Consider the following 12910-nt stretch of genomic DNA (forward strand, 5'->3'; position numbering starts at 1 on the left):
ATTGGAGATAAGACTTATGATTGTATTAAAATCAGATCAATTATGTGTTGAGTTTCAAACACTTGGAGGCGCCCTTTCTTCTATAAAGGACAAGGAAGGCGTAGAGTATTTGTGGCAGGGGGATCCAACTTATTGGAGGGGGCAAGCACCCGTATTATTCCCAATATGTGGTTCAGTAAGAAATGATACGGTTCTTTATGATAAGGAAGATGGTAGTCAAAAAGAAGGAAAAATTCCTCGACATGGTCTAGTAAGAAAAAAAGAATTTACATTAGTAGAACAAACAGATAATTCTGTTACATTCGCTATTGAAGATGATGAAGAAATGTATGCAAATTACCCTTATCATTTTCGTTTAGAAATTACTTATACAGTGACTGGGAAAACCATACGTACTCAGTATAAAATCTATAATAAAGAATCAGAAAAGAGTATGCCATATTTTATCGGCGGGCATCCTGGTTTTAACTGTCCTTTACTAGATGACGAGGTATATGAAGATTACTATCTTGAATTTGAAAAGCCAGAAACATGTACAGTTCCAAAACCTTTCCCAGAAACAGGAATGTTGGATTTCAAAGATAGAAGTTCTTGGTTAAATAATCAAAAAGAAATAGACTTGAATTATGACTTCTTTAGCTATGATGCTGTGACATTAGATGAGTTGGAATCTCGCACAGTAGCTTTACGTTCACGAAAACATGATAAAGGTTTGAAACTAGATTTTAAAGAGTTTCCAAATTTAATAGTATGGTCAACTCTTAATAAAGGGCCTTTTATTGCCTTGGAACCATGGTCAGGTTTGTCTACTTCAATAGAAGAAGGAGATAGACTGGAAGATAAGAAAGATGTTAAAATTATAAAACCTAGTGATTTTGATCAGGTTGGATTTGATATCGAGATTTTATAAAAAATAAACAAAAACAAACATAAATTGTTGACTTTTCCAACTAATCGTAGTATATTATGTTTATAAAGAACAATTTGTGTTTATTTTAACAAGATTACTGTTCTGGCTTTTCTCTGAAGAAAGCTTATTAAGAAACGAATAAGATATTTGTTCTTAATTTAAATTATTGTCAACAAAACTACTAGTAACTATTTGAGAAAGGTCTCTTTTAGGCTAGAATCAGAAAGTTTTACTGGTCTATTATAAAAAAGGAGTATACAATATGGCTATTGTTATTGGTGCAGATGCTGCAGGTTTAAGATTGAAAGAAGTTGTAAAAGACTTCTTGGAAAAAGAAAACTTCCACGTAGTGGATGTTACAGCAGAAGGTCAAGACTTTGTTGATGTAACTCTAGCAGTTGCGGAAGAAGTCAAGAAAGAAGAACAAAACCTTGGTATCGTCATTGATGCTTATGGTGCAGGTCCGTTTATGGTTGCTACTAAAATCAAAGGAATGGTTGCTGCAGAAGTATCTGATGAACGTTCAGCTTATATGACTCGCGGTCACAACAACTCACGTATGATTACGATGGGTGCTCAACTTGTTGGTGATGAATTAGCTAAAAACATTGCTAAAGGCTTTGTAAATGGTAAATACGACGGCGGTCGTCACCAAATCAGGGTCGACATGTTGAACAAAATGTGCTAATTTTTATATTGAAAGAAAGGTAAGATAAAATGAGAATTGCAATCGGATGTGACCACATCGTAACAAATGAAAAAATGGCGGTTTCAGAATTTTTGAAATCTAAAGGACATGAAGTCATCGACTTTGGTACTTATGACCACGCTCGTACCCACTATCCAATCTTTGGTAAAAAAGTTGGTGAAGCAGTAGTTAGTGGCCAAGCTGATCTTGGTGTATGTATCTGTGGTACTGGTGTAGGTATCAATAATGCTGTTAACAAGGTTCCTGGTGTTCGTTCTGCTTTGGTTCGCGATATGACAACAGCTCTATATGCAAAAGAACAATTGAATGCCAACGTAATCGGATTTGGTGGTAAAATCACTGGTGAATTGCTCATGTGTGATATCATTGAAGCTTTCATCAACGCTGAATACAAACCATCAGAAGAAAACAAAAAATTGATTGCTAAAATCCAACACGTTGAAACTCATAACGATCATCAAACTGATGCCAACTTCTTTACAGAGTTCCTTGAAAAATGGGATCGCGGTGAATACCACGACTAAGAGGTGACTTATGATTTTAACAGTCACAATGAACCCATCCATTGATATTTCCTATCCTTTGGATGAACTGAAAATTGACACTGTCAACCGTGTGGTGGATGTCACTAAAACTGCTGGTGGTAAAGGTCTTAACGTTACTCGTGTCCTATCCGAATATGGTGACTCCGTAGTCGCAACAGGACTTGTCGGTGGTAAACTTGGTGATTTTTTAGTAGAAAATATTGATGATAAAGTTAGCAAACGTTTCTTCTCTATTCAAGGTGAAACCCGTAACTGTATCGCAATTCTACATGGAGAAAACCAAACAGAAATCCTAGAAAAAGGTCCTGAAGTTCAAGAAAAAGAAGGTCAAGATTTCTTGGCTCATTTCAAAGAACTTTTAGAGACTGTAGAGGTAGTGGCCATTTCAGGTAGTCTACCAGCAGGACTTCCAGTGGAATATTATGCTAGTCTGGTTGAACTTGCGAATCATGCTGGGAAACCTGTTGTATTGGACTGTTCAGGAGCTTCACTTCAGGCGGTTCTTGAATCTCCACATAAGCCAACAGTTATCAAACCCAATAATGAAGAATTATCTCAACTTTTAGGAAGAGAAATTTCTAAAGACTTGGATGAATTAAAAGAAGTCCTTCAAGAACCACTATTTGATGGAATCGAGTGGATTATCGTTTCCTTAGGTGCTAATGGTGCCTTTGCTAAACACGGTAACACTTTCTACAAAGTAGATATTCCAAGAATTCAAGTAGTAAATCCAGTCGGTTCTGGCGATTCTACAGTGGCAGGTATTGCTTCAGGTCTTTTCCATAAAGAAACGGATCAAGAACTGCTGATCAAGGCAAATGTCCTTGGTATGCTTAATGCTCAAGAAAAAATGACCGGTCATGTCAATATGGCTAACTATCAAGGTCTCTATGACCAATTAATTGTAAAAGAGGTATAAAATGGTTTTAACAGAAAATAAACGCGCTTGTATGCAAAAACTCTCTGATGAAAATGGTATCATCTCAGCTCTTGCTTTTGACCAACGTGGTGCTTTGAAACGTCTCATGGCTCAATACCAAACAGAAGAGCCAACAGTTGCTCAAATGGAAGAACTTAAAGTATTAGTAGCAGATGAATTGACTAAATATGCTTCATCTATGCTACTTGACCCTGAGTACGGACTTCCAGCTACAAAAGCTCTTGATCCAAATGCTGGTCTTCTCCTTGCTTATGAAAAAACAGGATACGATACAACAAGTACAAAACGCTTGCCAGACTGCTTGGACATTTGGTCTGCAAAACGTATCAAAGAACAAGGTGCAGATGCTGTTAAGTTCTTGCTTTACTATGACGTAGATAGCTCTGACGAACTCAACCAACAAAAACAGGCCTACATTGAACGTATTGGTTCTGAGTGTGTAGCTGAAGATATTCCATTCTTCCTTGAAATCTTGGCTTACGATGAAAAGATTGCTGATGCAGGTTCTGCTGAATACGCTAAAGTAAAACCACACAAAGTTATTGGTGCTATGAAAGTCTTCTCAGACCCACGCTTTAACATTGATGTTTTAAAAGTGGAAGTTCCAGTTAACGTGAAATACGTTGAAGGATTTGGCGATGGCGAAATCGTTCATACACGTGAAGAAGCAGCGGCCTTCTTTAAAGCTCAAGACGAAGCTACTAACTTGCCATACATTTACTTGAGTGCAGGTGTATCAGCTAAGCTCTTCCAAGAAACTCTTGTATTTGCCCACGAATCAGGTGCAAACTTCAATGGTGTTCTTTGTGGACGTGCAACATGGGCTGGATCAGTTGAAGCTTACATCAAAGATGGTGAAGCGGCAGCTCGCGAATGGCTTCGTACAACTGGTTTTGAAAACATTGATGAACTCAATAAAGTACTTCAAAAAACAGCAACTTCATGGACTGAACGTGTATAAACTCCCTATATCTGTCTTTTAAATCTACTAATTTTAAAAAAAGTTAGATGAAAAGGTTTACAAAAACAAAATCTTGTGATATACTGAAATCACAAGTTAATAAGAGTGAGTGTTACTAAGTAATATTAGGCATGATCACAGATGACTCAGAAATTTATTTTCAGGGTCATTTGTGGTCATTTTTTATACTCTAGCTCTTAAATGACAGAACAAGGAGGTCGACATGTATCGGATATTAAATCCAATGAATAACAATGTTTCTCTTGTGCGAAATAGCAAGGGAGAGGAGTTGATCGTAGTCGGTAAGGGTATTTCGTTTGGTAAGAAGAAGGGAGATTTGATTTCTGAGGATCAGGTTGAAAAAGTCTTTCGGATGAAGACTGAAGAATCTCGAGAAAATTTTATGACTTTACTCAAGGATGTTCCGTTAGACTTTATTACCGTTACTTATGAAATTATCGATAATCTTTCAAAAAAATACCAATATCCTGTTCAAGAGTACCTCTACGTAACCTTGACAGACCATATCTATTGTTCTTATCAAGCGATTAGCCAAGGGCGTTATAAGGATAGTAATTTACCTGATATTTCAAAGGAGTATCCTATTGCTTTTCAAATAGCTCAAGAGTCTTTTGAAATCTATAATAGTAAACTATCTGGTAATTTACCAAAGGATGAAATAAAAAGAATAGCCTACCACTTTATTAATGCCGAGGGTGAGAATGAGGTTGAAGTTGCAGAAGCTATTGATAAGAGAAAGGAAATCATAAAGAAGGTTGAGAGTCTTCTCAGGAGCTATAACATTCAAAGAACCCAAGAAAATAATAATTTCTACGATCGTTTTATGATTCATCTAAATTATTTCTTGGATTACCTTGATCGTAGTCGCGATGATAATCAATCCTTGCTCGATATGGAAGAACATATAAAAAACACCTATCCAGAAGCATTCGAGATTGGTAGTAAAATTTATGAAGTTATTGCACGGGAAACGGGTGTTGACCTTTATAAGAGTGAACGAGTTTACCTTGTTCTACATATTCAACGTTTATTGACATAATATTACTAAAAACTATATAAGGAGAAGTCTATCATGAATAGAGAAGAAGTAACATTGCTAGGTTTTGAGATTGTTGCCTATGCTGGCGATGCTCGTTCAAAACTATTGGAAGCCTTGAAGGCTGCTGAAGCTGGTGATTTTGCAAAAGCGGACGCTCTGGTAGAGGAAGCTGGTAGCTGTATTGCAGAGGCCCACCACGCGCAAACAAGTCTATTGACTAAGGAAGCTGCTGGTGAGGATTTAGCCTATAGCGTGACCATGATGCATGGCCAAGATCACCTGATGACAACAATCTTGCTAAAAGATTTGATGCATCATTTAATTGAACTTTATAAAAGAGGAGCTAAATAATGAATAAGTTAATTGCCTTTATCGAGAAAGGAAAACCTTTCTTTGAAAAACTATCTCGTAATATCTATCTTCGTGCTATTCGTGATGGATTTATCGCAGGAATGCCAGTCATTCTATTCTCAAGTATTTTTATCTTGATTGCCTTTGTGCCTAATTCATGGGGATTCCAGTGGTCAGATGATGTAGTGGCACTATTGATGAAACCTTATAGCTATTCAATGGGTATTCTCGCACTTTTGGTTGCTGGTACAACTGCTAAATCTTTAACAGACTCTGTTAACCGTAGCATGGAAAAAACTAACCAAATCAACTATATGTCAACTCTATTAGCTGCTATTGTTGGGTTATTGATGTTGGCAGCTGACCCAATTGAAGGAGGCTTTGCAACAGGTTTCCTCGGAACAAAAGGTTTGCTTTCAGCTTTTCTAGCAGCCTTTGTGACTGTAGCAATCTATAAGGTTTGTGTGAAGAATAATGTTACTATTCGAATGCCTGACGAAGTTCCACCAAATATCTCACAGGTCTTTAAAGATGTTATTCCATTTACGCTTTCTGTCGTTTCCCTTTACGGTCTTGACTTACTTGCTCGTCATTTTGTTGGTGCAAGTGTAGCAGAATCAATCGGTAAATTCTTTGCGCCTCTATTCTCAGCAGCAGACGGTTATGTTGGTATTACGATTATTTTCGGTGCCTTTGCATTCTTCTGGTTTATTGGTATTCACGGCCCATCTATCGTTGAGCCTGCGATTGCAGCGATTACTTATGCAAATGCCGAAGTCAACTTAAACCTTCTTCAACAAGGTATGCACGCTGATAAGATCCTTACATCTGGTACACAAATGTTTATCGTCACTATGGGTGGTACTGGTGCAACTCTTGTTGTTCCGTTCATGTTTATGTGGTTATGTAAATCAAAACGAAATCGTGCTATTGGACGTGCTTCAGTAGTTCCTACATTCTTCGGTGTAAACGAACCAATCTTGTTTGGTGCACCGCTTGTTTTGAACCCAATCTTCTTTATCCCATTCATCTTTGCACCAATTGCAAACGTATGGATCTTTAAGTTCTTTATTGAAACACTTGGCATGAACTCATTTACTGCCAACCTTCCATGGACTACACCAGGACCTCTTGGTATTGTTCTTGGTACAAACTTCCAGTTCTTATCATTCGCTCTTGCAGCATTGTTAATTGTAGTAGATATTGTTATCTACTATCCATTCCTCAAGGTTTATGATGAACAAATTCTTGAAGAAGAACGTTCAGGTAAAGCTAATGATGAATTAAAAGAAAAAGTAGCTGCAAACTTTAACACTGCAAAAGCAGATGCTATTCTTGAAAAAGCTGGAGTAGATTCAGCACAAAATACAATTACTGAAGAAACAAACGTCCTCGTTCTTTGTGCGGGTGGAGGAACAAGTGGTCTTCTTGCCAATGCTTTGAATAAAGCCGCAGAAGAGTATAAAGTTCCAGTTAAAGCTGCAGCAGGTGGTTATGGAGCCCACCGTGAAATGTTGCCAGAATTTGACCTTGTTATCTTGGCGCCTCAGGTTGCTTCCAACTTCGAAGATATGAAAGCTGAAACTGATAAATTAGGTATCAAACTTGCTAAGACAGAAGGTGCACAGTACATCAAGTTAACACGTGATGGAAAAGGTGCTCTCGCATTCGTTCAGGCGCAATTTGAAGAATAAGAACTAAAAAGTGAGATGGAGATGGATGGCTCACTAACTCCTCTCCCCTCACTTTTCATTTTATCAAATCAAGAAATAGGTGAAAAAATGACAAAAACACTTCCTAAAGATTTTATTTTTGGTGGGGCAACTGCTGCCTATCAAGCAGAAGGAGCTACCCATACTGACGGAAAAGGACCAGTTGCTTGGGACAAATACTTAGCTGATAACTATTGGTATACAGCAGAACCAGCAAGTGATTTCTACCATAAATATCCAGTAGACTTACAGTTGGCTGAAGAATATGGCGTCAATGGTATTCGTATTTCTATTGCTTGGTCACGTATTTTCCCAACTGGCTATGGTGAAGTAAATCCAAAAGGGGTAGAATTCTATCATAAGTTATTTGCAGAATGTCATAAACGTCATGTAGAACCATTCGTAACTCTTCACCACTTTGATACTCCTGAAGCTCTTCACTCAAACGGAGACTTCTTGAATCGTGAAAATATCGAACACTTCGTAGATTATGCAGCCTTCTGTTTTGAAGAATTCCCAGAAGTCAACTACTGGACAACCTTCAATGAAATTGGCCCAATCGGAGATGGTCAATACTTAGTAGGAAAATTCCCTCCAGGGATTCAGTATGACCTTGCCAAAGTCTTCCAATCTCACCATAATATGATGGTTTCTCACGCACGTGCAGTGAAATTGTACAAAGACAAAGGCTACAAAGGTGAAATCGGGGTTGTTCACGCCCTTCCAACTAAATATCCATTGGATCCTAAAAATCCTGCAGACGTTCGGGCTGCTGAGTTGGAAGATATCATCCACAACAAATTTATCTTGGATGCTACTTACCTTGGTCACTATTCAGATGCAACCATGGAAGGGGTAAATCACATCTTATCCGTTAATGGTGGTGAGTTGGATCTTCGAGACGAAGACTTTGTGGCACTTGAAGCAGCTAAAGACCTAAATGATTTCCTTGGAATTAACTACTACATGAGTGATTGGATGGAAGCATTTGATGGTGAAACTGAAATCATCCACAACGGTAAAGGGGAAAAAGGAAGCTCTAAGTACCAAATTAAAGGTGTTGGTCGTCGTGTAGCTCCTGACTATGTACCTCGCACTGACTGGGACTGGATTATTTATCCTCAAGGTTTGTATGACCAAATCATGCGCGTCAAGAAAGACTATCCAAACTACAAGAAAATCTATATCACAGAAAACGGACTTGGATACAAAGATGAGTTTGTGGACAATACGGTTTACGATGATGGCCGTATTGATTATGTGAAACAACACTTGGAAGTATTGTCTGATGCGATTGCAGATGGTGCAAACGTCAAAGGATACTTCATCTGGTCATTGATGGACGTTTTCTCATGGTCTAATGGTTATGAAAAACGTTACGGACTTTTCTATGTTGATTTCGATACACAAGAACGTTATCCTAAGAAATCAGCTCATTGGTATAAGAAAGTAGCTGAAACAGGCCTTATTGAGTAGATTTAACGATAAAAAAAGTCTCACCAATGGTGAGACTTTTTAAGGTGTCGATTTAATAATTTTTGTTTGTTTAGACAAAGTTTTTAGGGTTTCTTGGCTAAGTTTTGAATCTGAAATAATTGTATCAATATCAGCAATGTTATAGAAAGTATAAAAATCAAACTTATTAAATTTACTGTGGTCAGCAAGAAGAATCTTTTTATTAGAATTATTTAATGCTAGCTTTTGGACTTCGCCTTCATCTTCGCTAAAAGTAGCGATAGCATGATCTTTTATACCATTGCAACTAACAAAAGCTTTAGAGTATTGAAGACTTTCGATATCTTGGAGCGTTAAGGTTCCGACAAAGGCACCGGTGATTTCTCGATAATTTCCACCAATCAAAATTAAATCAGTCAGTTTTCGTTCATTCAAAATAATGAAAACAGGAAGGCTATTTGTTACTACACGAATATTATCTATTGGAAGTTCACGCGCAAAGAACTCAAGAGTAGTACCTGGACCGATAAAAATCGTTTCTCTTTCTTCGACTAAATGACCAGCAAATTTTGCGATTTCTTGTTTTTCAGCAATCTGAAGACCTTGTTTTTCGATATTCGAGCGTTCATTTGCTAATAGAGAACCAGAGCGAAGTTTTTCAGCGCCTCCATGCACTCGAACAAGTAGGTCCTTGTCAGCTAACTCTTGCAGATAACGTCGAGCAGTCATATCAGAAATATCTAAACGATTCATTATTTCTTTGACTGTGATGGTTCCTCTTGTACTGACAATCTCTAAAATCACATCTAGTTTTTCTTGTTTTAGCATTGAATCACCCCCATATCCAATATCATTTTATCACATTTTAAACATCTAAGCAACTTAAACAAAACAAAAATAAACAAAAACAAAAAACATCTGTGTTTGTTTTTAACTCAGATGTTTTTATAATTTTTTATTAGTCTAATCCGTAGTTATAATCATCGTCCTGCATAGCTTCAACTTCACCAAGTAGATATCCGTTACCAACTTGAGAGAAGAAGTCGTGGTTGGATGTACCAGTTGAAATTCCATTCATAACAATTGGGTTTACATCGTCAGCTGAGTCAGGGAAGAGAGGATCTTGTCCTAGATTCATAAGAGCTTTATTGGCGTTGTAGCGAAGGAATGTTTTGACTTCTTCAGTCCAACCAACACCATCATATAAACTCTCTGTATAACCTTCCTCATTTTCATAAAGTGTGTAAAGAAGGTCGTACATCCAATCTTTTAATTTTTCTTGCTCTTCTTCTGGTAATTCGTTGAAACCAAGTTGGAATTTATAACCAATATATGTTCCGTGAACTGACTCGTCTCGAATGATGAGTTTGATGATTTCAGCAACGTTTGCCAACTTGTTATTTCCTAGATAGTAGAGTGGAGTGAAGAAACCAGAGTAGAAGAGGAAGGTTTCAAGGAATACACTAGCTACTTTCTTTTCAAGTGGTGTTCCGTTAAGGTAAATCTCATTGATGATTTGTGCCTTTTTCTGAAGATATGGGTTTGTATCAGTCCATTCAAAGATTTCTTCAATCTCAGTCTTGGTATTCAAGGTTGAGAAAATAGAAGAATAAGATTTAGCGTGGACAGATTCCATGAATTGGATGTTGTTAAACACAGCTTCCTCATGTGGTGTACGGATATCTGCACGTAACGCTTGAACCCCTGTTTCAGACTGCATGGTATCCAAAAGTGTCAAACCGCCAAAGACTTTTCCTACCAAGTCTTTTTCTTGATTTGATAACTTTCTCCAGTCATCTAAGTCATTAGATAAAGGAATACGTGTATCCAACCAAAATTGTTCTGTTAGTTTTTCCCATGTTGATTTATCGATGACATCTTCGATGGCATTCCAGTTAATGGCTTTGTAGTAAGTTTCCATTACAAATCTCTTTCTTTTGATTTTATTAAAATAGTGATGAATGTTCTAGCCTTGTGTGATTGGGTTACCGCACAAAAAGTCGGTACTCCGACTTTTTGATGTTACCTTATCTTTGTAAACAAGATTTTAGTGAGGTTTTAAATCACACAGCTTTCACATTGGTTAGCACCAACTTCACCGCCGTCATCTGTGTAGGTACGAACGTAGTAGATAGACTTAATGCCCTTGTTAAAGGCGTAGTTACGAAGGATAGATAGGTCACGTGTTGTTTGTTTGTTCTCTTTCTTCCATTCGTAAAGACCTGTTGGGATATCACTACGCATGAAGAGAGTGAGTGAAAGTCCTTGGTCTACGTGCTCAGTTGCAGCAGCATAGACATCGATAACTCTACGCATATCCATGTCATAGGCAGAAGTGTAGTAAGGAATAGTTTCAGTTGATAGTCCTGCAGCAGGATAGTAAATCTTACCAATTTTCTTCTCTTGACGTTCTTCAATACGTTGAGTAATCGGGTGGATAGAAGCAGACACGTCATTGATGTAGCTGATAGAACCATTCGGCGCTACAGCAAGACGGTTTTGATGGTAAAGTCCATCTGCTTTAACTTTATCACGAAGTTCAGCCCAATCAGCTGCAGACGGGATAAAGATTCCTTCAAAGAGTTCTTTAACACGATCAGATTTTGGAACAAATTGACCAGACGTATACTTATCGAAATAAGTACCATTTGCATAGTCTGACTTCTCAAAGTTGTGGAAGGTAATGCCACGTTCACGCGCAATATTGTTTGATTCTACCAAAGTCCAGTAATTCAAAAGCATAAAGTAGATGCTTGTAAATTCAACAGACTCAGGAGATCCATATTCGATTAATTGCTGAGCAAGATAGCTGTGAAGCCCCATGGCACCAAGTCCAAATGTATGAGCTTGGCTATTTCCGTGGTCAATAGTTGGAACAGCAACGATGTGAGAGCTATCTGTTACAAAGGTCAAAGCGCGAACCATTGCACGAATAGAACGTCCAAAGTCAGGTGATGTCATCATATTTACAACGTTTGTTGAACCAAGGTTACATGAAACATCAGTACCCATTTGAAGGAATTCTTGCGCATCGTTGATAAGACTTGGCTCTTGGACTTGAAGAATTTCTGAACACAAGTTACTCATGATAATCTTACCATCGACAGGGTTTGCGCGGTTAGCTGTATCAATATTTACTACGTAAGGATAGCCAGATTCTTGTTGCAATTTAGAAATTTCTGTTTCCAAATCACGGGCCTTAATTTTTGTCTTACGGATGTTTGGATTTGCTACCAACTCATCGTATTTTTCTGTGATATCGATATAGTTGAAAGGTACGCCATACTCTTTTTCTACAGAGTATGGGCTGAAAAGGTACATTTCCTCATTCTTACGTGCTAATTCGTAGAATTTATCTGGTACCACAACACCAAGTGAAAGAGTCTTGACACGAATTTTTTCATCAGCATTTTCTTTCTTAGTAGAAAGGAAAGCAATAATGTCTGGGTGGAAGACGTTAAGGTAAACAACCCCAGCCCCTTGACGTTGACCTAGTTGGTTAGAGTAAGAGAAGCTATCTTCGAAAAGCTTCATAACTGGTACGACACCAGAAGCAGCCCCTTCATACCCTTTGATAGGTGCTCCAGCTTCACGAAGGTTGCTGAGGGAAATTCCGACACCACCACCGATACGTGAAAGTTGAAGAGCTGAGTTGATAGAACGTCCAATAGAGTTCATATCATCTGTTACCTGAATCAAGAAACAGGATACCAATTCACCACGACGTGCACGGCCTGCATTCAAGAAAGAAGGTGTAGCTGGCTGGTAACGCTGGTGGATGATTTCATTGGCAATATCAATTGCGATAGCTTCATCACCATCAGCAAAGTAAAGAGCGTTAAAGAAGACACGGTCTTCCATGCTCTCAAGATAGTACTCTCCGTCATTAGTTTTCAAGGCATATTGATTGTAAAACTTGTATGCTGCCATGAAAGACTTGAATTGGAAGTTTTGATCCTTAATAAATTGGTAAAGCTCTTCTAAGAATTCTGGACGATATTTCTTGATAAACGCTGTTTCGATATAATCTTGTTTAATAAGGTAATCGATTTTATCAGTGATAGAATCAAAAACCATAGAATTTGGTACAACATTTTCTTTAAAGAAAGCGTCCAAGGCTTCTTTATCTTTGTGGAGCATGATTTGTCCATTAACAGGACGGTTGATTTCATTATTTAGACGGAAGTAAGTTACATCCTCAAGTTGTTTTAATCCCATAAAATTTCCTTTAATTCATTACAAAAGAAAGGCTTCTAAGATTGACATA

The 12910-nt window shown here is 37.8% G+C and carries 12 protein-coding genes; 9 read left to right on the forward strand and 3 right to left on the reverse strand.

Annotated elements, in window-relative coordinates; translation table 11 throughout:
- Positions 1–16: 16 nt before the first annotated feature.
- From ACLNCS_RS04790 to lacG, 9 genes are all read left to right on the forward strand, one after another.
- Positions 17–910 carry an aldose 1-epimerase family protein gene (locus ACLNCS_RS04790; protein WP_424847501.1) on the forward strand — a complete coding sequence of 298 codons (894 nt, stop codon included), beginning with the start codon at positions 17–19 and terminating at the stop codon, positions 908–910.
- Positions 911–1172: 262 nt separating this feature from the next.
- Entirely contained in the window at positions 1173–1598 is a 426-nt protein-coding gene (lacA, locus tag ACLNCS_RS04795) for a galactose-6-phosphate isomerase subunit LacA (protein WP_006148584.1), read from the forward strand.
- A gap of 29 nt (positions 1599–1627) precedes the next feature.
- Positions 1628–2143, forward strand: a complete 516-nt coding sequence (lacB, locus tag ACLNCS_RS04800) for a galactose-6-phosphate isomerase subunit LacB (protein ID WP_001216925.1) — start codon at positions 1628–1630, stop codon at positions 2141–2143.
- Positions 2144–2153: 10 nt separating this feature from the next.
- Positions 2154–3083: a tagatose-6-phosphate kinase gene (locus tag ACLNCS_RS04805; protein ID WP_281137218.1), complete on the forward strand. Its 930-nt coding sequence runs from the start codon at positions 2154–2156 to the stop codon at positions 3081–3083.
- Between the two features lies 1 nt (position 3084).
- Complete coding sequence (gene lacD, locus ACLNCS_RS04810) at positions 3085–4065, forward strand: tagatose-bisphosphate aldolase (RefSeq protein WP_424847504.1); 981 nt, start codon at positions 3085–3087, stop codon at positions 4063–4065.
- Positions 4066–4288: 223 nt separating this feature from the next.
- Positions 4289–5125: a PRD domain-containing protein gene (locus tag ACLNCS_RS04815; protein ID WP_424847506.1), complete on the forward strand. Its 837-nt coding sequence runs from the start codon at positions 4289–4291 to the stop codon at positions 5123–5125.
- 33 nt (positions 5126–5158) lie between these two features.
- The gene (locus ACLNCS_RS04820; protein ID WP_006151126.1) at positions 5159–5476 is read left to right on the forward strand and encodes a PTS lactose/cellobiose transporter subunit IIA; all 318 of its coding nucleotides are present in this window, start codon (positions 5159–5161) and stop codon (positions 5474–5476) included.
- On the forward strand, positions 5476–7170 hold the full coding sequence (locus ACLNCS_RS04825; RefSeq protein ID WP_424847509.1) for a lactose-specific PTS transporter subunit EIIC: 1695 nt from the start codon (positions 5476–5478) through the stop codon (positions 7168–7170). The genes ACLNCS_RS04820 and ACLNCS_RS04825 overlap by 1 nt, the downstream gene beginning before the upstream one ends.
- Before the next feature lie 87 nt (positions 7171–7257).
- Complete coding sequence (gene lacG / locus ACLNCS_RS04830) at positions 7258–8664, forward strand: 6-phospho-beta-galactosidase (protein ID WP_424847511.1); 1407 nt, start codon at positions 7258–7260, stop codon at positions 8662–8664.
- A gap of 39 nt (positions 8665–8703) precedes the next feature.
- Here lacG and ACLNCS_RS04835 read toward each other — a convergent pair whose 3' ends face one another.
- The 3 genes from ACLNCS_RS04835 to nrdE form a co-directional block, all read right to left on the reverse strand.
- Positions 8704–9471 carry a DeoR/GlpR family DNA-binding transcription regulator gene (locus ACLNCS_RS04835; RefSeq protein ID WP_424847513.1) on the reverse strand — a complete coding sequence of 256 codons (768 nt, stop codon included), beginning with the start codon at positions 9469–9471 and terminating at the stop codon, positions 8704–8706.
- Between the two features lie 130 nt (positions 9472–9601).
- A complete protein-coding gene (nrdF, locus tag ACLNCS_RS04840; protein ID WP_006152028.1) occupies positions 9602–10564 on the reverse strand; it encodes a class 1b ribonucleoside-diphosphate reductase subunit beta in 963 nt (320 codons plus the stop codon).
- 137 nt (positions 10565–10701) lie between these two features.
- Positions 10702–12861: a class 1b ribonucleoside-diphosphate reductase subunit alpha gene (nrdE, locus tag ACLNCS_RS04845; protein ID WP_424847515.1), complete on the reverse strand. Its 2160-nt coding sequence runs from the start codon at positions 12859–12861 to the stop codon at positions 10702–10704.
- Positions 12862–12910: the final 49 nt, after the last annotated feature.

The organism is Streptococcus sp. CL9.43, from assembly GCF_049737935.1.
In the GTDB taxonomy this organism is placed as follows: Bacteria; Bacillota; Bacilli; order Lactobacillales; family Streptococcaceae; genus Streptococcus; species Streptococcus infantis_I.